The organism is Acidovorax sp. SUPP950 (genome assembly GCF_030158935.1).
In the GTDB taxonomy this organism is placed as follows: Bacteria; Pseudomonadota; Gammaproteobacteria; order Burkholderiales; family Burkholderiaceae_C; genus Paracidovorax.
In genome coordinates, this window is record NZ_BQXE01000002.1 from 991,891 (window position 1) to 1,015,883 (window position 23,993).

The 23,993-nt window shown below is 59.4% G+C and carries 22 protein-coding genes and 3 pseudogenes; 22 read left to right on the forward strand and 3 right to left on the reverse strand.

All coding sequences use genetic code 11. From position 1 onward, the window contains the following. The first annotated feature begins 87 nt into the window (after positions 1-87). The 18 genes from scpB (at position 88) to AVME950_RS13740 (ending at position 19,120) form a co-directional block, all read left to right on the forward strand. A complete protein-coding gene (gene scpB, locus AVME950_RS13655) occupies positions 88-855 on the forward strand; it encodes an SMC-Scp complex subunit ScpB (protein ID WP_284430209.1) in 768 nt (255 codons plus the stop codon). Continuing rightward, positions 852-2,306 carry a pseudouridine synthase gene (locus AVME950_RS13660; protein WP_284430210.1) on the forward strand — a complete coding sequence of 485 codons (1,455 nt, stop codon included), beginning with the start codon at positions 852-854 and terminating at the stop codon, positions 2,304-2,306. The genes scpB and AVME950_RS13660 overlap by 4 nt, the downstream gene beginning before the upstream one ends. Positions 2,307-2,407: 101 nt before the next feature. Beyond that, a complete protein-coding gene (ndk, locus tag AVME950_RS13665) occupies positions 2,408-2,833 on the forward strand; it encodes a nucleoside-diphosphate kinase (protein ID WP_272568219.1) in 426 nt (141 codons plus the stop codon). Between the two features lie 87 nt (positions 2,834-2,920). Continuing rightward, a complete protein-coding gene (rlmN, locus tag AVME950_RS13670; RefSeq protein ID WP_284430211.1) occupies positions 2,921-4,042 on the forward strand; it encodes a dual-specificity RNA methyltransferase RlmN in 1,122 nt (373 codons plus the stop codon). Positions 4,043-4,194: 152 nt separating this feature from the next. Further along, positions 4,195-5,028 carry a type IV pilus biogenesis/stability protein PilW gene (gene pilW / locus AVME950_RS13675; RefSeq protein ID WP_284430212.1) on the forward strand — a complete coding sequence of 278 codons (834 nt, stop codon included), beginning with the start codon at positions 4,195-4,197 and terminating at the stop codon, positions 5,026-5,028. Beyond that, complete coding sequence (locus AVME950_RS13680; RefSeq protein ID WP_284430213.1) at positions 5,021-5,947, forward strand: helix-turn-helix domain-containing protein; 927 nt, start codon at positions 5,021-5,023, stop codon at positions 5,945-5,947. The genes pilW and AVME950_RS13680 overlap by 8 nt, the downstream gene beginning before the upstream one ends. A gap of 32 nt (positions 5,948-5,979) precedes the next feature. Then, positions 5,980-7,224, forward strand: a complete 1,245-nt coding sequence (gene ispG, locus AVME950_RS13685; protein ID WP_284402501.1) for a flavodoxin-dependent (E)-4-hydroxy-3-methylbut-2-enyl-diphosphate synthase — start codon at positions 5,980-5,982, stop codon at positions 7,222-7,224. 74 nt (positions 7,225-7,298) lie between these two features. Next, positions 7,299-8,633, forward strand: a complete 1,335-nt coding sequence (hisS, locus tag AVME950_RS13690; RefSeq protein WP_284430255.1) for a histidine--tRNA ligase — start codon at positions 7,299-7,301, stop codon at positions 8,631-8,633. A 12-nt stretch (positions 8,634-8,645) separates the two neighbouring features. Further along, entirely contained in the window at positions 8,646-9,326 is a 681-nt protein-coding gene (locus AVME950_RS13695) for a YfgM family protein (protein WP_284430214.1), read from the forward strand. Further along, positions 9,323-10,495, forward strand: a complete 1,173-nt coding sequence (bamB, locus tag AVME950_RS13700) for an outer membrane protein assembly factor BamB (RefSeq protein WP_284430215.1) — start codon at positions 9,323-9,325, stop codon at positions 10,493-10,495. Before AVME950_RS13695 ends, bamB begins: the two co-directional genes overlap by 4 nt. Positions 10,496-10,508: 13 nt before the next feature. Then, positions 10,509-11,852, forward strand: a complete 1,344-nt coding sequence (gene der, locus AVME950_RS13705) for a ribosome biogenesis GTPase Der (protein ID WP_284430216.1) — start codon at positions 10,509-10,511, stop codon at positions 11,850-11,852. Between the two features lie 99 nt (positions 11,853-11,951). Beyond that, complete coding sequence (gene hfq, locus AVME950_RS13710; RefSeq protein WP_272568224.1) at positions 11,952-12,206, forward strand: RNA chaperone Hfq; 255 nt, start codon at positions 11,952-11,954, stop codon at positions 12,204-12,206. A 55-nt stretch (positions 12,207-12,261) separates the two neighbouring features. Then, complete coding sequence (gene hflX / locus AVME950_RS13715) at positions 12,262-13,440, forward strand: GTPase HflX (protein ID WP_284430217.1); 1,179 nt, start codon at positions 12,262-12,264, stop codon at positions 13,438-13,440. Positions 13,441-13,492: 52 nt separating this feature from the next. Next, complete coding sequence (hflK, locus tag AVME950_RS13720; RefSeq protein WP_284430218.1) at positions 13,493-14,854, forward strand: FtsH protease activity modulator HflK; 1,362 nt, start codon at positions 13,493-13,495, stop codon at positions 14,852-14,854. A 9-nt stretch (positions 14,855-14,863) separates the two neighbouring features. Further along, positions 14,864-15,781: a protease modulator HflC gene (gene hflC, locus AVME950_RS13725; RefSeq protein WP_284430219.1), complete on the forward strand. Its 918-nt coding sequence runs from the start codon at positions 14,864-14,866 to the stop codon at positions 15,779-15,781. Between the two features lie 207 nt (positions 15,782-15,988). Then, a complete protein-coding gene (locus tag AVME950_RS13730) occupies positions 15,989-17,137 on the forward strand; it encodes an ATP phosphoribosyltransferase regulatory subunit (RefSeq protein WP_284430220.1) in 1,149 nt (382 codons plus the stop codon). A 29-nt stretch (positions 17,138-17,166) separates the two neighbouring features. Then, a complete protein-coding gene (locus AVME950_RS13735) occupies positions 17,167-18,543 on the forward strand; it encodes an adenylosuccinate synthase (protein ID WP_284430221.1) in 1,377 nt (458 codons plus the stop codon). 52 nt (positions 18,544-18,595) lie between these two features. Beyond that, complete coding sequence (locus tag AVME950_RS13740) at positions 18,596-19,120, forward strand: phosphoribosyltransferase (RefSeq protein ID WP_284430222.1); 525 nt, start codon at positions 18,596-18,598, stop codon at positions 19,118-19,120. 178 nt (positions 19,121-19,298) lie between these two features. On the opposite strand, the gene AVME950_RS13745 is transcribed toward AVME950_RS13740, so the two are convergent. Further along, positions 19,299-20,262, reverse strand: a protein-coding gene (locus AVME950_RS13745) for an IS5 family transposase (RefSeq protein ID WP_284430223.1) whose coding sequence is annotated in 2 segments (ribosomal slippage) — positions 19,299-20,222 and positions 20,224-20,262 — 963 coding nt in all. Because the reading frame shifts where the segments join, the coding sequence is not laid out codon by codon here. 511 nt (positions 20,263-20,773) lie between these two features. On the opposite strand from AVME950_RS13745, the pseudogene AVME950_RS24325 reads away from it, so the two are divergent. The 4 genes and pseudogenes from AVME950_RS24325 to AVME950_RS24410 all read left to right on the forward strand — a co-directional run. Continuing rightward, positions 20,774-21,019, forward strand: a pseudogene (locus AVME950_RS24325) (IS66 family transposase); the annotation flags it as partial. 58 nt (positions 21,020-21,077) lie between these two features. Then, positions 21,078-21,320 (forward strand): hypothetical protein, encoded by a 243-nt coding sequence (locus AVME950_RS13750; protein WP_284430224.1) that lies wholly within the window; start codon positions 21,078-21,080, stop codon positions 21,318-21,320. Continuing rightward, positions 21,311-21,376: pseudogene (locus AVME950_RS24405) on the forward strand (hypothetical protein); the annotation flags it as partial. The gene AVME950_RS13750 and the pseudogene AVME950_RS24405, both read left to right, overlap by 10 nt. 140 nt (positions 21,377-21,516) lie before the next feature. Next, on the forward strand, positions 21,517-21,588 hold the full coding sequence (locus tag AVME950_RS24410; RefSeq protein WP_502869409.1) for a hypothetical protein: 72 nt from the start codon (positions 21,517-21,519) through the stop codon (positions 21,586-21,588). Positions 21,589-21,678: 90 nt separating this feature from the next. On the opposite strand, the gene AVME950_RS13760 is transcribed toward AVME950_RS24410, so the two are convergent. Beyond that, complete coding sequence (locus AVME950_RS13760; protein WP_284430225.1) at positions 21,679-22,809, reverse strand: sensor histidine kinase; 1,131 nt, start codon at positions 22,807-22,809, stop codon at positions 21,679-21,681. A 176-nt stretch (positions 22,810-22,985) separates the two neighbouring features. Continuing rightward, positions 22,986-23,734: pseudogene (locus AVME950_RS13765) on the reverse strand (IS3 family transposase); the annotation flags it as partial. Positions 23,735-23,993: the final 259 nt, after the last annotated feature.

Consider the following 23,993-nt stretch of genomic DNA (forward strand, 5'->3'; position numbering starts at 1 on the left):
TTGCGTGCGGTCCCGCTGAACGAACCCTTTGACAGGCATGGCGCCCTTTTCGACACGTGGCGTCTCTTTCCCCGCAATTGCTGAACCATGAATACGGTGGACGCCAAACGGGTCCTTGAAACCGCGCTGATCTGCGCTCCGCAACCGGCGACCCTGCGCGAGTTGCGCACGCTCTTCAACGACGCTCTCGGAACCGATACCCTGAAAACCATCCTGCTGGAACTCCAGCAGGACTGGGCATTGCGGGGCGTGGAGCTCGTGCAGGTCGCGACGGGCTGGCGTTTCCAGAGCCGCCCTGAAATGCGCGAGTACCTGGACCGGCTGCATCCGGAAAAGCCGCCGCGCTACACCCGGGCCACCCTGGAGACGCTGGCCATCATTGCCTACCGGCAGCCGGTGACGCGCGGCGACATCGAGGACATCCGCGGCGTGACCGTGAACAGCCTGATTGTCAAGCAGCTGGAAGACCGGGGCTGGGTGGAGGTCATCGGGCACCGCGAAACCGTGGGCCGGCCCGCCCTGTTCGCCACCACGCGGCAGTTTCTGGACGACCTCGGGCTGCAGTCGCTCGACCAGTTGCCCGTGATGGAAAATCCGGCCGTGCAGGCCAGCGTGCTCGAAGCCCTGGGTTCTGGCGGCACCTTGCCGCTCGACGCACCTGCCGAGCCGGCGCCGGGGGATCACCCCCCTGTGGCAGAGGCGGTGCCTTCGGTGCCGCAGGGCTCCGAAACGGAGCCGGTCACCGGCCCATCCACAGAAGACACGCCGCGCCCATCCGACGAAGAAGACGTGCTGGCCCCCTCGCACGAGAAGCCAAAAGACGCCGATAACGGCACACCAGAGAGTCTCCCATGAACGATCCCATTTCAGAACCTGCCGACGACCAGCCCGCGTTGCCCGCCGAGGCAGACGACAGCGTGAAGAAGCCCGCGGCCCGCAAGCCGCCCCGCAAGAAGGCGCCGAAGGCGTCCGACGCGGCAGCAGGCCAGCCGGTGGAGGCTTCTGCCGAGTCCGCGCAGGATGCCGAGGCTGTCGCTGCACCGGCCGGGACGGCGGTGGAGGCTGCCCCTGCGCCAGTGCGGACTGAGCCCGCTTCACCCAGATCGGAACGTTCTTCGGGGCCTCGCCCGGCCGCGGGGGCGCGTACCACACCGGGCTATCAGTTCGCCGACGTGGTGTCCGGCCGCCTGGATGAGGACGAGACGGCCGCCGACGCAGTGCCAGCGCGTCGCGTCCTGCTGCCGCAGGTGGAAACGCCCAAGCTGCACAAGGTGCTGGCCCAGGCGGGGCTGGGCTCGCGCCTGGAAATGGAGCAATTGATCCTGGAAGGTCGGATTTCGGTCAACAACGAGCCGGCGCACATCGGCCAACGCGTGCAGTTCGGCGATCAGGTGAAGGTGAATGGCCGGCCCATTCGCTACCGCATCGATCCCCCTCCGGCCCGGGTCATCGCGTACCACAAGCCAGCGGGCGAAGTGGTGACGCACGACGATCCCCAGAACCGGCCCACCGTGTTTCGCAAGCTGCCGCGGCTCGCCCACGGAAAGTGGCAGTCCGTGGGGCGGCTGGACCTGAACACCGAGGGCTTGCTGCTGTTCACCAGTTCGGGCGAGTTGGCCAACCAGTTGATGCACCCCCGCTTTGGCCTGGAGCGTGAATATGCCGTGCGGGTGCTGGGCGCACTCAGCAACGAAGAAAAGCAGCGGTTGCTTGACGGCGTGCAGCTCGACGACGGCATGGCTTCGTTCGGCTCCATCGAGGATGGCGGCGGCGAAGGCTCCAACTGCTGGTATCGCGTGACCATCTCCGAAGGCCGCAACCGTGAGGTCCGGCGCATGCTGGAGGCCGTGGGCCATGCGGTCAGCCGGCTCATCCGCATCCGCTACGGCGCGATGATGCTGCCCCGCGGGCTCAAGCGCGGCGCGTGGCTGGAACTGGACGAGCGCGATATCCGCGCGCTCATGCAGGCCGTGGGTGGTGGCAACAAGGCCCCCAGAGAGACGGTCGAGGCACCTGCCGGACCTGCGGACCGCAAGAGCGGCTTGCGCCGTGGCGGGCCCCGTGGTCGCAACAATGGCGCGCCGCGCGATGCGGCCGCGCCATCTTCTGCGCGCAAGCCGGGCTATGGATCTGGCGCAGGGCGCGGCAAGGACGGCGCACCCGGTGGGCGCCAGGGCGGCGGTGGCGGCGCTGGCAGCCAGCCGGATCCGATGAAGACGTCGGTGGGCTACATCGGCACGGACAGCTTGTCGCGCTACCGGCAGGACCAGAAACGCAACGGCCCGCCGCGCCGCGGCGGTCGCTGAGCCTTCGCGCCTTGGGGAATTAATCCGCCCAGTTAGAATCGAGGGCTTTGTCCGCAGGGCGAAAAATTCAAATAGATCAACCACTCTCCAGGAAAATCAACATGGCTATCGAACGCACCCTCTCCATCATCAAGCCCGACGCAGTGGCCAAGAACGTCATCGGCCAAATTTACGCCCGCTTCGAAGCCGCTGGCCTCAAGGTGGTCGCAGCACGCATGGCCCACCTGTCGCGCCTGGAAGCCGAACAGTTCTACGGCGTGCACAAGGAGCGTCCTTTCTTCAAGGACCTGGTGGACTTCATGATCTCCGGCCCGGTGATGATCCAGGCCCTGGAAGGCGAGAACGCCATCCTGAAGAACCGCGAACTCATGGGCGCCACCGACCCCAAGAAGGCAGAAGCCGGCACGATCCGCGCTGACTTCGCAGACAGCATCGATGCCAACGCCGTGCACGGTTCCGACGCCGTGGAAACCGCTCAGGCAGAAGTGGCTTTCTTCTTCCCTGGCCTCAACATCTACTCGCGCTGATATGCGATCCACCCTTGCGCCGGAGCGCTGCCCAGGCCGCGCGCCCAGCGCGGGGGGCGGTGATCGACGTGAACAGCCTTCGCTCCGATGACCACCAATCTCCTTGACTTCGACCTCGACGGTCTGGCTGCGTTTTGCGAGCAGCTGGGGGAGAAGCGTTTTCGGGCGACCCAATTGTTCCGCTGGATTCACCAGCGGGGCGCGCACGATTTCGACCAGATGAGCGATCTGGCGAAGTCGCTGCGGGAAAAACTAAAGTCCTGCGCCCATGTGCAGGCATTGCCGGTGGTGAGCGAGCATGTCTCGACGGACGGCACGGTCAAGTGGCTGTTCGACGTGGGTGACGGCAATGCGGTCGAAACCGTGTTCATTCCAGAGGATGACCGGGGCACCCTGTGCATTTCTTCCCAGGCCGGATGCGCCGTGGGATGCCGTTTCTGCTCTACCGGACACCAAGGTTTCAGCCGCAACCTGACCACAGGCGAGATCATCGCCCAGTTGTGGTTCGCGGAGCATGCGCTGCGCCGAAGGCTGGGCAGCGAAGAACGCATCATCTCCAACGTCGTGATGATGGGCATGGGCGAGCCGCTGCAGAATTACACCGCGCTTGTGCCCGCGTTGCGTGCCATGCTGGACGATCACGGCTACGGCCTGTCCCGGCGCCGCGTGACGGTGTCGACCTCGGGCGTCGTTCCCATGATGGATCGGCTTTCCCAGGACTGCCCCGTGGCACTCGCCGTTTCGCTGCACGCGCCCAACGATCCGCTGCGTGACAACCTGGTACCGCTCAATCGCAAGTACCCATTGCAGGAGCTTCTGGATGCCTGCCAGCGCTATCTGGCGCATGCGCCGCGCGATTTCATCACCTTCGAATATTGCATGCTCGATGGCGTGAACGACCAGGCAGAACATGCCCGGCAACTCATCGATCTGGTGCGACCCCGCCATGGGCAGGGTGTTCGCTGCAAGTTCAACCTGATTCCATTCAATCCCTTTCCCGCTTCCGGCCTCCACCGATCGACCCCGCAGCAAGTTGCGGTTTTCGCAAAGTTGTTGAGTGATGCGGGTATCGTTACGACCGTGCGCAAAACGCGTGGCGACGATATCGACGCCGCGTGCGGCCAACTGGCGGGAGATGTGAAAGACCGCACCCGGGCCGCCGAGCGCATGGCCAAGCAGCGCACCATCGTGCTCAAGCCTGTGATGTGATTTTCGGTGCGGCGTGACCCCCATGGGCCCGCCATCTCGGAGAGCGCCGTGACGGGCAAAGGGGTGAAGCGATGCCGCCATTGGGATTTTCAAATCACCTTTTCCGGAAGCTGGCGCATGGCACGCATTGCCCTTAAGCAGGAAGGATCTACATGACGAGATCGGTCGCGGTTGTTGAGCGGCATGCCCGATGGGCGATGGCCTTGTGCCTTGCCGCGGTCGGGTTGGCGGGCTTGAGTGGGTGCGCAGCGCCTGGCGGCTCGAATGCCTCGTCTGGCAGTGCGGAGTACGTCACGCCATCGGAAGAGACGGAAACCCGCCGCCGCGCCAGGCTCCGGTTGGAACTGGCTGCCAATTATCTTGAGATGGGCCAGACCACGGTGGCGCTGGACGAAGTGCGCCAATCGCTGACCACCGACCCGTCGTACGGCGATGCCTACAACTTGCGCGGGCTGATTTATCTGCGCCTGGGGGATCTGCCGCTGGCGGAAGAGAGCTTTCGCCGTGCACTCGGCTTTCACCCGTCCGAGCCCAACCTGCTGCACAACTATGGCTGGCTTTTGTGCCAGCAACAGAAGTACGCGGAAAGCCAGCAGTATTTCGAGCGAGCCCTGGCCAGCCGGACCTATACCGCTCGCAGCAAAACGCTCATGGCCCAAGGCCTTTGCCAGGAGCGTGCTGGGCAGATCGCAGAAGCCGAGCAGACATTGCTCAAAGCGTATGAACTGGATGCGGGCAACCCTGTGGTGGGATACAACCTGTCGTCGCTCATGTTTCGCCGCGGCGAGATCAAGCGTGCGCAGTTCTACATTCGCCGCCTGAACAACAGCGAGTTCGCCAATGCGGAATCGCTTTGGCTGGGCATCAAGATCGAGCGGGCGTTGAGTGATTCGGTGGCGATGCGGCAGCTCGCCGAACAACTGCGCAAGCGTTTTCCTGACTCCAAAGAATTGATGGCATATGACCGAGGGGCGTTCAATGAATGAGCCGGTGGTGGGGCACGAGGGACAGCCTTTGAACAGTGAAGTCTCGCCAACCCAGGACAGCGTGGCTGCGGGCCTGATGCTGCGTCAAGCCCGCGAATCCGCAGGTGTGCACGTCGCGGCGCTGGCCGTGGCCCTCAAGGTGCCTGTGCACAAGCTGGAAGCCTTGGAAGCGGGTTACTTCGAGGTTTTTCCGGACGTGGTTTTTGTGCGTGCCCTGGCCTCCAGCATGTGCCGCACGCTCAAGGTGGACCCTGCGCCCGTGCTGGCGCTGCTGCCGCGCAATGAGCCGCCTGCACTGTCGGCGCACCGAGGCATCAACGCATCGTTCAAGCCTGGCAGCGGCCAGTTGGCGTCGTCTTCCAGCGGGTCGGGTTCCCGCACTGCCATCTTCGCGGTGATCGTGTTGCTGGTGGGCGCTGCTGCCGTGCTGCTGTGGCCCCATCGGCCCGATGGCGTGGCCGGAAATGAAACAGTGGCGGTGACAGGCACGGCCCCGGAAGCCGAAGGGACCAAAGGGGCCGATCCTGCCAGTCCCGCCCAGCCAGTGACTGCACTTTCGGCTCCAGCCCCGTCGGCTTCTGTGCCATCTTCCATGGCAAGCCCATCGGGCGTATCGCCCGCGGCGACGGCTGCAGTGGCCGCGCCTGAGGCCCCGGCATCTGCACCGGCAGGTAGTCCGGATGCCGCCCTGGTCATTCGCACGCGCGGAGAATCGTGGGTTCAGGTGCGCAGTGCGGCGGGAGCCACCGTCCTTCAGCGTGTCCTGGCGGCCGGCGAGAGCGTGACGGTTCCGGGAACCCCGCCATGGTCCGTGGTCATCGGCAAGGCCGACGTCACCGAAGTGGTCGTCCACGGCAAGCCTTTGGAACTCAAAGGCGTTTCGCGCGAAAACGTTGCCCGATTTGAGGTGAAACCGTGAATCATTTCTTGACCCCCACTTTTCCGATCGCGATGGCGGCGCCCCAGCCGCGACGCTCGCGGCAAGCCCGAATCACATGGGGCTCGCGTGTTGTCACGGTGGGCGGAGACGCACCCGTTCGCGTGCAATCCATGACCAATACCGACACCGTTGATGCAATTGGCACTGCGATACAGATCAAGGAACTGGCGCAGGCCGGCTCCGAGTTCGTCCGGATCACCGTGAACACGCCCGAAGCGGCTGCGGCGGTTCCCTATATCCGTGAACAGCTCGATCGCATGGGCGAAACCGTTCCGCTGGTGGGCGACTTCCATTACAACGGGCATCGGCTGCTGACCGAATACCCCGATTGCGCCCAGGCGCTGTCCAAGTACCGCATCAACCCCGGCAATGTCGGCAAGGGCGACAAGCGCGACCGCCAGTTCGGCCAGATGATCGACGCGGCCATGCGCTGGGACAAGGCCGTGCGAATCGGTGTCAACTGGGGCAGTCTCGACCAGGAGTTGCTCGCCGAGCTCATGGATGCCAACAATCGACGGCCGTCTCCTTGGGATGCGCGGCAGGTCATGTATGAAGCGCTGATCACTTCGGCCATCGAATCGGCAAAGCGCGCCGAGGAAATGGGTCTGGATGGCAACCAGATCATCCTCTCGTGCAAGGTCAGCGGAGTGCAGGATCTGGTGTCCGTTTACCGTGAGTTGGCAAAGCGCTGCGACTACGCTTTGCACCTGGGCCTGACCGAAGCGGGCATGGGCACCAAGGGAACCGTGGCATCCACTACGGCCTTGTCGATTCTTTTGCAGGAAGGCATCGGCGACACCATCCGCGTCTCCCTCACGCCGCAGCCTGGCGAGGCCCGCACCCAGGAAGTCGTCGTGGCTTCCGAAATTTTGCAGGCGCTGGGGTTGCGCATGTTCGTGCCCAGCGTGACCGCTTGCCCTGGTTGCGGGCGCACGACCAGCACCACCTTTCAGGAATTGGCCAAGCAGATCGATGACTTTCTGCGGTCGCAGATGCCGGTCTGGCGACTCAAATACCCCGGGGTCGAAAAGATCAAAGTGGCAGTGATGGGCTGCATCGTGAACGGCCCGGGTGAAAGCAAGCACGCCGACATCGGCATCAGCTTGCCAGGCACCGGAGAGGCCCCGGCCGCGCCCGTCTTCATCGACGGAGAGAAGGCCTTGACCCTGCGCGGCGACAATATCGCGCAGGAGTTCCAGCAACTCGTCGAACGCTACATCGCCGATCGCTTCAGCACGGCGGTCGCTGCTTCTTGATCTGAATTGAAAGCCGCCTTCCGAGCCTGCGCATGCGCAGGCCGCTGCTGGCGTGCCAGTCACTTAACCCATTGATGCATTCCGTGAGCAACAAGACAAGCAATCCTCTGCCAAAGACCGGCAAATTGGTGGCCGTCAAAGGCATGAACGATATTCTTCCCACTGACTCGGCGCGCTGGGAATGGCTGGAAGACAAGGTGCGGGCACTCATGGCCCGATATGCCTATCGCAATGTGCGAACGCCCATCGTCGAACCGACGGCGCTGTTCGTGCGTGGCTTGGGCGAAGTGACCGATATCGTCGAAAAGGAAATGTATTCGTTCGAGGACCGTTTGAACGGCGAGCATCTGACGCTGCGTCCCGAGGCGACGGCAGGCGTTGTTCGTGCCGCAGCGGAGCATTCGATGCTGTACGACGGCGGCAAACGCCTGTACTACATGGGTCCGATGTTCCGCCATGAGCGTCCCCAGCGGGGCCGATACCGGCAGTTTCATCAGATCGGTGCCGAAGCCATGGGTTTCCATGGCGCTGAGGTCGACGCCGAGCTGATCCTGCTGGCGGATGCGCTCTGGAAGGAACTGGGCCTGAAAGACGTTCGCCTGGAACTCAACAGCCTTGGGCAACCTGAAGAGCGCAAAGCCCACCGCGCTGCACTCATCGCCTATCTGGAAAGCCATTCCGAGCTCTTGGACGAGGATGCTCGCCGCCGCCTGCACAGCAATCCCCTGCGCATCCTGGATACGAAGAATCCAGCCATGCAGAGCTTGGTGCAAGCGGCCCCCAAGCTCCTGGACTACCTTGGCGAAGAATCCAGGCGCCACTTCGATACCGTCAAGGCCATCCTCGATGCGAATGGCGTGGCCTGGACCGTCAATCCGCGCCTGGTCCGGGGCATGGACTACTACAACCTCACGGTCTTTGAGTTCGTGACGGAGCAACTCGGCTCCCAAGGCACCATTTGCGGCGGGGGGCGCTACGACTATCTCTTCGAGCAAATTGGGGGCAAGCCCGCGCCGGCGGTGGGATGGGCCCTTGGAGTCGAGCGTGTGCTGGAACTCGTCAAAGAGCAAGAAGCGGCCCCACCCATGCTGGTGGCCGATGCCTATGCCATCGTGCCGGACGAGAAGTCGTTGCCCGCAGTCATGGCCGTGCTGCAGCAGTTGCGGGCCTTGGGTGTGAGCGTGCAGATGCACAGCCCTGCGGTTCGGGGCGAAGGCATGGGCAGCATGAAATCGCAGTTCAAGAAGGCCGATGCCAGCGGCTGCAGGCATGCATTGATCTTTGGTTCCGACGAGCTTGCGCGATCGGCCGTGACGATCAAACCACTGCGGGAAGGCGGGGGTGACCAAGTGGAGCGGGCGCTCGATGCGCTGCCCGACTGGGCGCCCACTCTACAATCCCCCCGCTAACAGAGACCCTACATGGCAAATCACCTCGATCTTGAAGAACAAGAGCAGCTTGACCAACTCAAGCATTTCTGGAACACCTGGGGCACGCTGATCAGTGGCATCCTGGTGTTGGTTTTCGGCGCGTTTGCGGCATGGAACGGATACCAGTATTGGCAGAACCGACAGGCGGCACAAGCCGCTGCGCTATCCGATGCCGTGGAAACGGCTGCGCAGGCAAAAGACACCGCGCGCTTGGAGCAGGCTTTCGGCGACCTCAAATCGCGGTATGGCGGTACGACAAAGGCGGGGCAAGCCGGTCTTCTGGTGGCCAAAAGCTTGGTGGAAAGCGGCAATCCAGACGGTGCCAAGGCGGCCCTGGCTTGGGTTGCCGACAATGCTTCGGATGCGGGCTACAAAGCACTGGCCAGACTGCGACTTGCCAGCCTACTGATGGACCAAAAGGCATACGACGAAGCGCTGAAGCAGTTGTCTGGAAGTTTTCCTGCAGAGTTCGATGCCTTGGTTGCGGACCGCAAGGGCGACGCATTGGCGCTGCTGGACAAGAAGTCGGAAGCCATCGCTGAATACCAGCGTGCCTACAAATCGCTGGAAGAAGGCATGGAGTACCGCCGCTTGGTCGAGGTGAAGCTCCATGCCCTGGGTGTGCAGCCACAACTCGTGGCCTCGGCAGCGACTGCAGGAGACTCCAAATGATGCGCGGTCGCATGGGTTTTCAGACAACACGTTTGGGTGCGCCACGCGCAGCGGTCGCTGCCGTGGTAACGGCGTGCTTTCTACTGTTGACCGGTTGCTCCCTGTGGGGCGGTCCCGCAAAGCCGAAACCCGCCGAGTTGGGTGCGAACGTGCCAGTGATCGGTGTGCGTCAGGCGTGGACGTCGAAAGTGGGCGGCATCGGTCGCCTGCCGCTGGATGTGCATGTCAATGGCAACACAGTGACGGTGGCTTCTTCGGATGGCGTGGTCGCTGCCGTCGATGCGCGCACCGGCGGTGATGTCTGGCGAGCCAGCCTTGGCACGCCTTTGTCTGCTGGTGTGGGCAGCGACGGCAAGTGGGCCGCTGTGGTTTCCGTCGATAACCAGTTGATTGCCTTGTCCGATGGCCGCGAGATCTGGCGCAAGCCTCTGTCCGCGCAAGCGTACACAGCGCCGTTGGTTGCGGGCAATCGCATCTTTGTCTTGGCGGCCGATCGGTCCGTTTCTGCGTTTGATGCTGCTACGGGGCTTCGTTTGTGGAATCAACCCAGGCCGGGAGAGCCTTTGGTGTTGCGCCAGTCGGGTGTATTGACGGCGGTGGGCGACACGCTGGTCGCGGGACTGGCGGGCCGGATGGTCGGATTCAATCCCGACAATGGCACGGTACGTTGGGAAGCGCCGCTGGCCAGCCCCAGAGGAACCAATGATGTCGAGCGGTTGGTTGAATTGGTCGGCCGCACCAGCCGCGAGGGCGACAGTGTTTGTGCCCGTGCTTTTGTGTCCACGGTGGGCTGTGTGAACACGGTGCGAGGTACCGTGGCCTGGACACAGCCGGCCAACGGAACGGAAGGCATTCACGGCGATGACACCACGATTTTCGGCACGGAGAGCAATGGCGTGGTGGTTGCCTGGCGGCGTGCCGATGGCTCGCGCGCTTGGTCTTCGGACCGACTTCAATACCGCCGCTTGACCGCACCGCTGTTGCTTGGCAGGTCGGTCGTCGTCGGAGATGACACGGGTTTGGTGCACCTGCTTTCGCGTGAAGATGGTTCACCGCTGAATCGGATGACCACGGATGGTTCGGGCATCGCTGCAGCGCCGGTGTCGGCCGGTGGCACTCTGGTGGTCGTAACGCGCAATGGCGGCGTTTACGGCTTTCGCCCGGATTGACGGGTTGATCTGGATGAAACCAGTCATCGCTTTGGTCGGTCGCCCCAATGTGGGGAAATCCACACTCTTCAACCGGCTGACGAAATCGAGAGATGCGATCGTTGCCGACTTTGCAGGCTTGACGCGTGACCGGCACTACGGGAACGGAAAGCAGGGCAAGCACGAATACATCGTGATCGACACCGGAGGCTTCGAGCCCGATGCCGCCAGCGGCATCTACCGCGAGATGGCCAAGCAGACGCAGCAGGCCGTTGCGGAGGCCGATGTCGTCATCTTTGTTGTCGATGCCCGCGCCGGGCTTTCTGCTCAGGACCATGACATCGCCAACTACCTGCGGCGCCTGGGCAAGCCCTGCCTCCTTGTCGGCAACAAGGCCGAGGGAATGCGCGAGGGGGTGCAGCTCGTCGAGTTCTATGAGTTGGGGTTGGGCGAGGTCTATCCCATTTCAGCAGCCCACGGACAGGGTATTCGCAGCTTGGTTGAGTTGGCTCTGGAGCCTCTGCACTCGCCGGATCCGGATGAAGACGCGGAAGCCGAAGACAAGAGCGTGGTCAAGCTTGCGGTAGCTGGTCGCCCGAATGTCGGTAAGTCTACCCTGATCAATACGTGGCTGGGCGAGGAGCGCTTGGTGGCATTCGATATGCCAGGGACCACGCGGGACGCCATTTCCGTTCCTTTCGAGCGCAATGGCCAGCGTTTTGAGCTGGTCGACACCGCAGGCTTGCGTCGAAAAGGCAAGGTGTTCGAAGCCATCGAGAAGTTCTCGGTGGTGAAGACACTGCAAGCCATTGAGTCTGCCAATGTGGTGCTTCTCGTCCTCGATGCGACACAGGGGGTCACCGACCAGGATGCGCACATCGCTGGATACATTCTTGAAAGTGGCCGCGCGGTGGTCTTGGCGGTCAACAAATGGGATGCCATGGACGACTACGGTCGCCAGCTGCTGGAGCGTTCCATCGAGACGCGGTTGTCGTTTCTCAAGTTTGCGTCGTTGCATTTCATTTCGGCAAAGAAGCGCCAGGGGTTGGGCCCTTTGTGGACATCCATCGTGCAGGCCCAGAAAGCGGCGATGTGCAAGATGTCCACGCCCGTATTGACGCGGTTGTTGCTGGAGGCGGTGCAGTTCCAGGCGCCCAAGCGTTCTGGCATGTTCCGGCCAAAGTTGCGATACGCCCACCAAGGCGGCATGAATCCGCCTGTCATCGTGGTTCATGGCAATTCGTTGGAGCATGTCACGGAAGCGTACAAGCGCTTCCTAGAAGGCCGTTTCCGCAAAGAGTTCGATCTGGTCGGGACCCCCCTTCGCATCGAGTTGAAGACGTCGCACAATCCCTTCACCGACAAGGGTGACCACTAGCCCAGCGCTTGCGAGGGGTTTCGTCGGTTTTCCTTCGATACCCTTGCAGCTGTGGTAAGGTGCCGCTTTACAACAATATTCCTGAACACGGAGAATATCGTGAGCAACAAAGGCCAACTTCTTCAAGATCCCTTCCTGAACGCGCTCCGTCGCGAGCATGTACCCGTTTCGATTTACCTCGTGAACGGCATCAAGCTTCAGGGCCAGATCGAATCATTTGACCAATACGTGGTGCTGCTGCGTAACACGGTCACCCAGATGGTCTACAAACACGCCATTTCCACCATCGTCCCAGGTCGCGCTGTCAACTTCTCCACGGCTGAAGCGCCCGACGCCGAGGCCGGTAACTCTTGAACGAAGGTGGTATGCCCGACGGGCATGTAGCGAACACGCCTTTGGGCGGATCGTCTTGAGTTCATACGATACGCCTGACTCGCCGAAGACGCCAGTCATCCTGGTTGGCGTTGATTTTGGTTTGCCCCATTTCGACGGTGAGTTGGAAGAGTTGGGTCTGCTTGCTCAAACGGCGGGCTTGAATCCAGTGGCGCGAATCACCTGCAAGCGCAAAGCCCCTGATGCCGCCTTGTTTGTAGGCAGTGGCAAGGCGGACGAGATCCGGCTGCTCGCGCAGATGCATCAGGCCGTGGAAGTGCTGTTCGACCAGGCCTTGAGTCCGGCGCAACAACGCAATCTCGAACGGCATCTGGATCTCCCGGTCAATGATCGAACGTTGTTGATCTTGGAAATCTTTGCCCAGCGTGCCAGAAGCCATGAGGGCAAGCTGCAGGTAGAGTTGGCAAAACTCCAATACCTGAGCACTAGGCTTGTCCGACGCTGGTCCCATCTTGAGCGTCAGCGCGGGGGCATTGGAGCCCGGGGTGGGCCAGGCGAAACACAGATCGAGCTTGATCGAAGAATGATCGGTGAGTCGATCAAGCGCACGCGCGAAAGACTCGAAAAGGTCAAGCGTCAGCGCTCCACACAGCGACGCCAGCGCAAGCGCCGGGATACCTTCAACATATCGTTGGTGGGGTACACGAATGCCGGTAAATCCACACTGTTCAATGCACTGGTAAAAGCGCGAGCGTACGCCGCAGATCAGCTGTTTGCCACATTGGATACGACGACTCGCCAACTCTATCTTGCAGAGGCAGGGCGATCGGTGTCTTTGTCGGACACCGTGGGGTTCATTCGTGATCTTCCCCATGGACTGATTGATGCGTTCCAGGCCACTCTCCAGGAGGCAGTGGATGCAGATCTTCTGCTGCATGTGGTGGATGCATCGAATCCCAACTTTCCAGAGCAAATTGCGGAAGTCCAGCGGGTGCTCTCTGAAATCGGCGCTGCGAACGTGCCCCAGATACTGGTCTTCAACAAGCTGGACATGTTGTCGCTCGACCAACGGCCGGAAGTCCTGAATGACATCTACGACATGCAAGGTACCCCCGTTCAGCGGTTCTTCCTGAGTGCTGGCTCTGGAGAAGGGCTTCCTTCCTTGAGGCGCGGATTGTCGGACAGCGTGCCCAAGGCCCAGCCGACATCCATGACCCTAGGTGCCGATGCTGAATTGCCTCCAGACAGTGCCTGATTGGGCACAATGCCGCTTTGTTCACGTATTCAGAGAAACAGAGATTTTGCGAATGAATCCTCAAAGCCGTACTCCGCGCTGGGCCATATTGCCTGAGCGCATCCGGGGAATGTTGAATCTGAATGACCCCCGGTGGGGTCGTGGCGATGATAAGAACGATGGCGCGGGAAACTCCGATTCGGAGCGTCCTCCATCTACGCCTCCATCGGGTAATCGAGGACGTGACAAAAATACGGCCGGTCAACCTCCTGACCTGGATGAACTCTGGCGTGACCTCAATCGCAAGCTGGGCGGTCTGTTTGGTGGGAAGCAGGGTGGAGGCCGCGGTCCTTCCGGCGGGGGTTTCCAGCCAGATATGAAAAATGCGGGTTTCGGTGTCGGCTTGATTGCTGCAATTGCGGTGTTGATCTGGCTTGGGACCGGTTTTTTCATTGTGCAGGAAGGTCAGCAGGCCGTCATAACGCAGTTCGGGAAATACAAGAGCACGGTGAATGCCGGTTTCAACTGGCGGTTGCCTTATCCAATTCAGCGTCACGAGCTCGTTTTCGTGACGCAGATTCGGTCTGCCGATGTCGGTCGGGATGTGGTGATCAAAAGCACTGGCTTACGTGAATCGGCAATGCTGACTGAAGACGAAAATATCGTCGAAATCAAATTTGCTGTGCAATATCGTTTGAACGATGCCAGGGCCTGGTTATTTGAGAGCCGTAACCCAGCAGATGCCGTGGTGCAAGCAGCCGAAACAGCGGTGCGGGAGATCGTCGGCAAGATGCGGATGGACACCGCCTTGGCTGAAGAGCGAGATCAAATTGCGCCAAGGGTGCGTACCCTCATGCAGACGATCTTGGACCGCTACAAGGTTGGTGTAGAGGTTGTGGGCATCAATTTGCAGCAGGGGGGAGTGCGTCCTCCTGAGCAAGTACAGGCAGCTTTCGATGATGTTCTGAAAGCGGGGCAGGAGAGAGAGCGGGCCAAGAACGAAGCGCAAGCGTATGCCAACGATGTCATTCCCCGCGCGGTCGGTTCTGCCTCTCGGTTGGCTGAAGAAGCTGCAGCTTACAAGTCGCGGATTGTGGCTCAGTCTCAAGGCGATGCGCAGCGGTTCAGTTCGCTGCTTGCCGAATATCAAAAGGCGCCTCAGGTGACAAGGGACCGCCTGTACATTGAATCAATGCAGCAGATCTACACGAACGTCACCAAAGTGCTGGTGGAGTCCCGTCAAGGGTCGAATCTCCTATACCTGCCCTTGGACAAGATCATGCAGGGTGTCGCACAGACTGGTGCTGCAGCCTCGAATGATTCCTTGCCGCCAGCGGCGTCGTCTGCTGTTCCGCCTTCGGGAGCTGCTTCCACATTCCCCGCTGACCCCCGTGCTCGGGACTCCAGCCGTACGCGTGAGCGCGAGTCTCGATAGGAGCGCATTGTGAACAGAGTCGGATTTTTTGTTTCCACTGTCTTGGTTTTGCTCGCTCTTTTGAGTTCGACCTTGTTTGTAGTGGACCAGCGCCAATTCGGTGTGGTCTACCAGCTTGGACAGATCAAAGAGGTGATTACGGAGCCAGGTCTGAACTTCAAGATGCCTCCACCTTTTCAAAATGTGCGATACATCGACAAGCGGTTGCTCACACTGGATAGCACTGATACCGAATCGATGCTCACTGCAGAAAAGCAGCGGGTTGTAATTGACTGGTATGTACGCTGGAGGATCTCCGATCCATCTGCTTACATTCGCAATGTTGGTCTTGATGAGAATTCTGGAGCTTTGCAGTTGAATCGGGTCGTGCGCAACGCCTTCCAAGAAGAGGTCAACAGGCGGACAGTCAAAGAACTGTTGTCTCTTAAGCGCGATGCATTGATGTCGGACGTGAAGCGCGAGGTGCTGGAGGTTGTTCAAGGTGCCAAGCCTTGGGGCGTTGACGTCGTTGATGTGCGCATCACTCGGGTTGACTATGTTGAAGCCATTACGGAATCCGTCTACCGTCGTATGGAGGCGGAGCGGAAGAGGGTGGCCAATGAACTGCGGTCCACAGGGGCTGCAGAAGGCGAAAAAATTCGTGCTGATGCGGACCGTCAGCGCGAAGTCGCCATCGCCAATGCCTATAGAGATGCGCAGAAGGTGAAGGGCGAAGGTGATGCAGAAGCCGCTCGTGTTTATGCAGAGGCGTTTGGACGTGACCCTCAATTCGCGCAGTTCTATCGTAGCCTGGAAGCCTACAAGTCAAGCTTCAATAAGAAGAGCGATGTCATGGTGGTAGACCCGTCCTCCACTGAATTTTTCAAAGCTTTCCGTGGAGGTGTGGCCAGTCCTGGTGCTGCACCTTCCCCCACTACACGCAAGTAGAAGACACGGATAGCGCGCTCTCGCTGGGCGCGCTTACTTTCTTGTGAATTCTGACACTGCTGTCTTGGTGCAGCACGTGTTCCGTCGATCCATTGCCTCGATGGCGCGTGCATTTGAGCGCTTGGTCAGTTCGCCGCGGTCTGTGGAGGCAGTCACTGCTGGCTGTCATGCCGGTAGAATCGCGTTTTTAACAGCCTCCCACTTTCCATGTCTGCCTGGGTCCTGCCGGATCACATTGCCGATGTCTTGCCCTCCGAGGCTCGCCACATCGAAGAACTACGTCGCGGGCTGATAGACACCGCTCAAGGCTACGGCTACGAGCTAGTCATGCCTCCCTTGATGGAGCATCTGGAATCATTGCTGACGGGCACGGGCGAGGCGCTCGACCTTCAGACCTTCAAATTGGTGGATCAGCTGTCGGGACGCTCCTTGGGCGTACGTGCGGACATGACACAGCAGGTTGCCCGCATTGATGCCCATTTGCTTAACCGCAAAGGTGTCACGCGGCTTTGTTATTGCGGGCCTGTGCTGCATACGAGGCCAGATCGACCCCATGCTACGAGAGAGCCGCTGCAGTTTGGTGCTGAAATTTATGGTCACGCTGGTCTAGAAGCTGATCAAGAGGCGGTTTTGCTGGCGTTGCACTGTCTGCGTGTGGCTGAGGTTCGTGATACCAGTGTGGATTTGGCTGATGTGCGCATCGTGCGGCGTCTTCTCGCTGACCTCTCTTTGGATGCGCTAACGGTACGAAGAGTCCATGCCGCACTTGCTGCCAAGGATGCGAGCGAATTGGCAAGCCTCACGCGCAGCTTTCCTTCCGCATCGCGTGATGGGCTGAATGCGCTACTGAAGTTGTATGGTGACGTTTCTGTTTTGGACGAGGCGCAAAAAGCGCTTCATCACGTTCCCGGCGTAGACGAAATATTGTCCAACTTACGATCTCTGGCCGCTCACCTTGTAGGGTCCAGCGTCACGTTCGATTTGGCGGACTTGAGGGGATACGCCTACTACAGCGGAACTCGCTTCACCATCTATGCCAAGGGGGCAAGCGATGCTGTGGTTCGTGGTGGTCGGTACGATGAGGTTGGAGCGGTGTTTGGCCGCAACCGGCCGGCAGCCGGGTTTAGTTTGGACATCAAACAATTGGTAGGAGTCGTCTCCCCACGGGCGTTGAAGACTGCTATCAGGGCTCCGTGGATACAAGATTCCGGAGTGAATGAGGCGGTTGCCGATTTGCGAAGCCGCGGTGAAACCGTTGTGTGCGTTTTTCCCGGTAATGAGAGCGAGTTCGACGAGTTTCGTTACGACCGAGAGTTGGCCAAAGTTGCTGACCGTTGGATCGTAAAAGTTATCTGAAGCATTAGATATATTGAATCGGGTTTGAAATGAAAGCAACCAAAGGTCGAAACGTAGTCGTTGTAGGCACCCAATGGGGTGATGAAGGCAAGGGAAAGCTAGTAGATTGGCTTACTGAAAGCGCCCAAGGCGTTGTTCGTTTCCAAGGTGGCCACAATGCAGGCCACACTTTGGTCATCAATGGCGTCAAGACGGCATTGCACCTGATTCCAAGCGGCATCATGCGGCCGGGCGTCAAATGCTACATCGGCAATGGTGTCGTACTGTCGGTTGCGAAGTTGTTTGAAGAAATAAAAGGCTTGGAAAAAGCTGGGGTTGAGGTTCGATCGCGCCTTCGAGTAAGCGAAGCCTGCCCACTTATTTTACCTTTTCACGTAGCCATCGACGTGGCCCGAGAGGCTGCACGCGAGCACCAGGGGACCGAAAAAATAGGAACAACAGGTCGTGGCATTGGTCCTGCTTACGAAGACAAAATTGCTCGACGCGCACTTCGTGTCCAAGACCTGAAGTATCCAGCCCGTTTTGCTGAAAAGCTGCGTGAGTTGCTGGCACTGCATAACCATGTTCTTAAGACTTTTTTAAACTCCGGCTCTTTTGTTTTTGGCGAGTCGTTGGCACCCTATTTGGTTGACGGAGAAGTGCAATTCAATGCGGTCTTCGACGAGGCTATGCAACATGCGAAACTGCTTGGTCCTATGATTGCAGATGTATCTAGCGAATTGAATGCCGCCCATGTAGCGGGAGCCAATTTGCTTTTTGAGGGCGCACAGGGAACCTTGCTGGATGTCGACCATGGCACTTACCCCTATGTGACATCCAGCAATTGTGTCGCTGGCAATGCTGCTGCGGGATCTGGCGTGGGCCCCAACCTGCTTCACTATGTTTTGGGCATCACCAAAGCCTATTGCACGCGGGTTGGAGGAGGTCCTTTCCCTACGGAACTGGATTGGGAAGTTCCTGGTACACCGGGTTATCACATGAGCACGGTAGGCGCGGAAAAAGGCGTCACTACAGGCCGCAGTCGCCGTTGTGGTTGGTTCGATGCAGCACTTTTGAAGCGAAGTGCCCAAGTCAATGGACTGACAGGGCTTTGTATCACGAAGCTGGACGTGTTAGATGGGTTGTCGGAACTCATGCTTTGCACGGGGTATGAGCTTGATGGAGCACAAATCGAAATTTTACCGATGGGTGCAGAGGAGATTTCCCGCTGCACTCCCATTTATGAGTCGATTCCCGGCTGGGCTGAATCGACTGTGGGGGTGACAAGATATGAAGAGCTACCTGCTAATGCGAGAAGGTATTTGGAGCGAATTGAGGAGGTGACTGGGGTTCCAATTGCTATGATTTCCACGAGTCCTGATCGAGATCACACCATTACATTGCATAACCCATACTTGGTAAGTTGAAATTTACTAGTTAGTCACTGTGTGAGGTTGGTGCGTGAATCAGGAGTACTGAATGTTAACGGAAGACGGTAAGCATCTATATGTGAGTTATGATGAATATCATGGCTTAATTGAAAAATTGGCACTTAAGATTCACCAGTCTGGTTGGGAGTTTGATACGATTTTGTGTCTCGCCCGTGGCGGGTTGCGTCCTGGTGATATTTTGAGTCGAATATTTAGCAAGCCGCTTGCAATCATGTCCACTAGTTCATATCGCGCAGAAGCGGGGACAATTCAAGGGCACTTGGATATAGCGAGATTTATCACTACACCTAAAGGCGAAATCGCAGGTAAGGTGCTTTTGGTAGATGATTTGGCTGATTCTGGGCATACTTTGAATGCGGTTATAGAATTGCTGAAGACTCAATATGCTCCCATTGTGGAGTTGCGGAGTGCTGTAATTTGGACTAAGGCAATTTCAAGCTTTACCTCGGATTATTCCGTTGAATTTTTGCCTACTAATCCTTGGATTCATCAGCCTTTTGAGGGGTATGATAATTTGAGTCCTGAGAAATTAATGGATAAATGGCGATTGTGATTTTGGCTGCAACCTATATAAAGAGTTTTCTAGGGAAGCTCTGCAGAAAGCACGCACGAACGTGCTGATGCCCTGAGCCAGTTGGAATGCGATGCGGCCAACCTGATTTATCTCAGCTCCGGTGCCTGTGGCACGAACTGGCGGCCTGAATGGCCGGTTTGGCGAACTACGGGCGTACTCATGCCGAGGCTCCCAGCAGTTTGCGCCGCACCATCCAGAGATTGGCCAGCGCAAACAGCGTGTGCAACTGTGCGGTGTTCTTGCCCAGCCCTCGGTAGCGCACCTTGATGTGGCCGAACTGGCGCTTGATCACTCGGAAAGGGTGCTCCACCCGCGCCCGGATGCTGGCTTTCACGCGCTCCAGTTTCCCGGTCAGGGCCTCGATCGGTTTGGCCGGGTCGAGCAGGTGACGTTTGCCGGGCCGCATGGCGATGTGCCAATTCACGTCGCGCCTGGCATCTGGGCGTTGACCCGCGCCTTGGTAGCCGGCATCGGCATAGACATCCCGGTCGCTTGCGCGCACCAGACTGTTGGCCTCGATCACATCATTGACCGCGCCACTGGTGCCGCGCACGGTATGCACCAGGCCCGAGTCGGCGTCCACTCCGATATGGCACTTCATACCGAAGTACCACTGCGGTCCCTTGCGGCTTTGTTTCATCTCCGGGTCGCGCTCTCCGCTGCTGTTCTTGGTCGAGCTGGGTGCTGCGATCAAGGTGGCATCCACCACCGTGCCGCTCTTGAGCATCACGCCCTTGGCGCTGAGCAGATCGTTGACGGTCTGCAGGATTTGCGCCGCCAATTTGTGCTTCTCCAGCACATGCCGGAACCGAAAGATCGTGCTCTCGTCGGGCAGCCGCTCGTCCCAGCCTTCAAGCCCTGCGAACTCGCGGAATACCGGCATGTCGTGCAGCGCTTCTTCCATCGCCGGGTCGCTCAGCGCGAACCACTGCTGCATGAAATGGATACGCAACATGGTCTCGCACGGGAACGGAGGACGCCCCCGCTTGCCTTCGGGTAGGTACGGCGACACCAGGGCCACCAGTTCGGCCCACGGTACGACCTTCTCCATCTCATCCAGGAATTCCCGCCGCCGCGTTCGGCTTCGCCGTCATTCCCAAGCCCAAGCTGTGTTGCTGCATTACCCGTATAATCTCAGTGCTTCACGCCGGTGCCGAGGATGCCGTGGGGCGATTTATGCAGACCTTCCCTAAGCGTCAGGTCCTGCCACCATACCTGCCACGGCGCGATGTTCAACACGAGACTGAAAACATCACCTGCCGCACCCCGGGCTGCGGCTGCCAGCTCAAGCGCATCGGCGAAGACATCTAGGAGAAACTCGACTACCTATCGGGCAGCTTCGCGGTCGAGCGGCATGTGCTAGGCCAGTGGGCTTGCGCCAAATGCCAGACGCTCATCCAGGCGCCGGTGCCGGCGGCTGTCATTGACAAAGGCATCGCAACTGCCGGCCTGATGGCGAATCTGGTCGTGTCCAGTACATTGACCACCAACCACTATTCCGGCTGGAGGCCATCATAGGTCGCTCGGGTGTGTCCGTTTTCCGTTCCACTCGGCCGAGTGGGTGGGCACCATCGGCGTGCAACTGGCGCCAAATGATCCAGGCGATGCTCGAGGACCTGCTCATCAGGCCATGTATTGCATGCCGACGAGACACCGGTGGTCATGCTCAAGCCGGGCCTTAGCGAGACGCATCGTGCTTACCTTTGGAGTTGCTGCACCATGGTCTGGAATGACATCAATGCGGTCGTCTTCGACTTCACCGCGAGCCGGGCCGGGCGCACAACGCCCGTCGCTTCCTGGGCATCGGTGAAGGCGGGGTGGGCGGCTGGCGCGGCACGCTCATCTGCGATGACTACTCGGGCTAAAAGCAATCCCTGAATGCAGGCGTGACCTAAGCGGGTTGCCTGGCACATGCACGTCGCAAATTGCAGGAGTTGTGGTCAGCCACACCAGTATCCTGGCCGAGCGCGCCTTGAAGCTGTCCTGCGTCCTCTACGACGTCGAGCGTGAGGTTAAGAAAATGGACGGGCAGCAAAGGCTGCGCATCCGCCAGATCAAGAGCCGGCCGGCGGCCAATCTGCTGCATGCCATCGTTGATGGCCAACCAGCAGAAACCCACCCGATGGCAGCGCGACAGCCAAGGCCGTCGACTACAGCCTCGAACGCTGGGCGGCGCTGACGCGCTTCATTGACAACGGCGATCTGGTAGCCGACAACAACCGCATCGAAAACATGATCCGCCCAATCGCGTTGGGACGCAAGAACTGGCTGTTCGCTGGCAGCCTGGGCGCGTGCCAGAGAGCTGCAGCCATCATGAGCCTGTTGCACACACCGCACGACTTAACGGTCTGGAGCCCTACGCTTATCTCAAGAACGTGTTGGAACGACTGCCGAAGCAACTTAATACCCGCATCAGAGATCTATTGCCATACCGCGGGCAACCCTGATCAAATTCATCCCTGGCGTCCACGTCACTGTGTCGCAAAACGCGAGCGCACGATGAACTGGAAGGTACTTGGTGCAGCGTGGTTTTCCCCTTACGCCAGCCCCCGCAGCGGCAAGCTGATCGTGAATACGCATCCCTTGCCCGGCCTGTCTTGCACTGTCAACCGCCCGCGATCTGCCTCGACACTGCGCCTTGCGATTGAAAGTCCCAGTCCGAGGCCCCGCTTGTCGTCGAAGCCTTGCTTGAAAGGCTTGAACATCGTGTCAGCGCTTCCTTCGGGAAGCCCACCACAGCAATCTTCGACATCGATGTTGATCGAATCAGCGGACGTCTGCGCGCGCAGCGTGACCTCGCTACCAGGACGAGTGAACTTGAAGGCGTTCTGTAGCAAATTGCCGAGTGCCGCCATTAGCAGTTCGCGATTGCCTTCAATCGCGAACTGGGCATCCACTTCCGAGATGCGAAGCACGCACCCCGTGTCGGCAGCATAGAGCTGCGCAACGCGACCGGCATCGGCCAAAAAGATTGCGAGCGAGAAGATTCGCGGATGCAAGGGTGCAAGAGCCGCGTTGCGAACAGCCGCCAAGGAATCGTTGATCAAACCTTCCATCGAGCCAAGGCTGCGTCTGAGAACCGCACCCGTCGAGCCACCAACCGGAAGCCTGCCTGACTCCAGGGCTGCGAACGCGAGCTTGGCGACGTGCAAATGGTTGCGCAACTCGTGCGCGAAAAAGCCAAGCCGTTCGTTCTCATCCTCGACCTGCCGTCTTGCCACTTCGACGTCGCGCTGGGCAGCAAATTCGGTCACTGCATCGGCGATGGCATTGTCCAAGCAGCGGTTCAGCGTACGGAAATGGTCTACCGAAAATGGGGCGTCGCGTTCGACGGCGAGATCAGTGATTGCCTGACACAGGTCGCCATAGTCATGGACAACTTGATCTACGGTGTAGCCGAGTGCAAGCAGTTCGCCGCCATGAACTGTCGCCGAGACGCCCATCTCAGTGAGCGCCGAGCCTTCGCCCCCAGACGCCCCTGAAATTCGCATCCCTCCTGCAATGTCACCATCATCTTCGGCTTCGATGGTGCGAGTCAGCTGATCAAGAAACATCGGAATGCCGTGTGATAGTTGCTCAAGGGTAGCGCCTCGTAAAGGTCGCTGCGCAACTTTGGCTTTGCATCGCTGAATGAGCTCTTCGCGATTGTTCAGTAGAAATCCGCGCATGTTGATCGCCTTGGTGGGGCTGCGGCGTGGCGCCGGTCGCAGCGAGGTGATGGCGGAATCGTCTCGTGTCGCCTGGGTTCGGCACAGTATGCGCCAAGGTCATTGGCCCCAGTTCCTGCCGATCCAGCGGCATGCAGGAAATGTTAAAAAATGCAAGGTGCCTTTGTCGTACGCATACCAATGACGTGGCGAGATAACAAATCGATCACCACGCTCAGGTACAGCCAGTCCTCTTGGGTGCGGATGTAGGTAATGTCGGTGACCCAAGACTGGTTGGGCTCGCTGATGATGAAGCGTCGCTGCAGGCGATTGGGCGCAACCACAGCAGGCTTGTCCCCACGAGCTCCAATCCGTTACCAGTAGCCCATCTGGGAAAGCAGTTCTTCGAGCGTGAGCAGAAGAGCCACGCGGTGCTTGCCGCACGTGTCGCCCAGATCGCACATGTTCATGGTCAGCTTGCGCTAGCCGTAGACGCCACCACTCGCCAGCCAAGTGGCTTGAGAAGGCCCAACAGACGTTGATCGTCCTTGCCACGAGACTCGTCGGCTTGGTCTTCCAGACGTAATAGCCGCCGGGATGAACGGCTATGCCTTGCGAAGCCTGCGAACGCTGTGCTCGCGTTCATGGCGCTGTATAAACGCGTACTCACCGGACTGCTTGGCAAAGTACGCTGCGGCCTTTTTTGGGATGTCGCGCGCTCCTCGGTGAACCGCTTGAGCTCGCCTTTAGCCGTCGCAGTTTGTCTGTCTGCGAGGCCTGCGCCTGCCGATCACTGATCGACGTGCGGTGAGTCTTGAGCCATTGATAAAGACTGTGCTGGACTCACGCCCAGCCGGGCCGACACGTCTGGCACCTCGTGGCCGCGCATGGTGATCTGCTTGACCGCGCAATCCTTGAGTTCTTCAGGATATCTCTGCCTACTCATGGCACCTCCTGTTGGGCCTCAGGCTTGAGGCTCGGAGGTCCTTGGTGAAATCCGATACGCGCAGTTGGCATTGATCCAGTAGCGTTGTTCGTGGATGCGTTGGAGGCCGGAGTGAGGGGAGGGGTTTGATGACAATTTTTTGTCATCTTTCTCCTACGGGGGTGAGGAAAGTGGTCTATACTTGCGGGCTTGGCAGGTGAGACGGATGACTGAGTTGTTCGGAGAGTCTGACAAGAAAGGTTGGTTTTGAGTTGTGACC

Excerpts from the sequence above, each read along its gene's own strand:
- scpB (WP_284430209.1), top strand. The coding sequence starts at position 88 with ATGAATACGGTGGACGCCAAACGGGTCCTTGAAACCGCGCTGATCTGC.
- AVME950_RS13660 (WP_284430210.1), top strand. The coding sequence starts at position 852 with ATGAACGATCCCATTTCAGAACCTGCCGACGACCAGCCCGCGTTGCCC.
- ndk (WP_272568219.1), top strand. The coding sequence starts at position 2,408 with ATGGCTATCGAACGCACCCTCTCCATCATCAAGCCCGACGCAGTGGCC.
- rlmN (WP_284430211.1), top strand. The coding sequence starts at position 2,921 with ATGACCACCAATCTCCTTGACTTCGACCTCGACGGTCTGGCTGCGTTT.
- pilW (WP_284430212.1), top strand. The coding sequence starts at position 4,195 with ATGACGAGATCGGTCGCGGTTGTTGAGCGGCATGCCCGATGGGCGATG.
- AVME950_RS13680 (WP_284430213.1), top strand. The coding sequence starts at position 5,021 with ATGAATGAGCCGGTGGTGGGGCACGAGGGACAGCCTTTGAACAGTGAA.
- ispG (WP_284402501.1), top strand. The coding sequence starts at position 5,980 with ATGGCGGCGCCCCAGCCGCGACGCTCGCGGCAAGCCCGAATCACATGG.
- hisS (WP_284430255.1), top strand. The coding sequence starts at position 7,299 with ATGCATTCCGTGAGCAACAAGACAAGCAATCCTCTGCCAAAGACCGGC.
- AVME950_RS13695 (WP_284430214.1), top strand. The coding sequence starts at position 8,646 with ATGGCAAATCACCTCGATCTTGAAGAACAAGAGCAGCTTGACCAACTC.
- bamB (WP_284430215.1), top strand. The coding sequence starts at position 9,323 with ATGATGCGCGGTCGCATGGGTTTTCAGACAACACGTTTGGGTGCGCCA.
- der (WP_284430216.1), top strand. The coding sequence starts at position 10,509 with ATGAAACCAGTCATCGCTTTGGTCGGTCGCCCCAATGTGGGGAAATCC.
- hflK (WP_284430218.1), top strand. The coding sequence starts at position 13,493 with ATGAATCCTCAAAGCCGTACTCCGCGCTGGGCCATATTGCCTGAGCGC.
- AVME950_RS13730 (WP_284430220.1), top strand. The coding sequence starts at position 15,989 with ATGTCTGCCTGGGTCCTGCCGGATCACATTGCCGATGTCTTGCCCTCC.
- AVME950_RS13735 (WP_284430221.1), top strand. The coding sequence starts at position 17,167 with ATGAAAGCAACCAAAGGTCGAAACGTAGTCGTTGTAGGCACCCAATGG.
- AVME950_RS13740 (WP_284430222.1), top strand. The coding sequence starts at position 18,596 with ATGTTAACGGAAGACGGTAAGCATCTATATGTGAGTTATGATGAATAT.
- AVME950_RS13760 (WP_284430225.1), bottom strand. The coding sequence starts at position 22,809 with ATGCGCGGATTTCTACTGAACAATCGCGAAGAGCTCATTCAGCGATGC.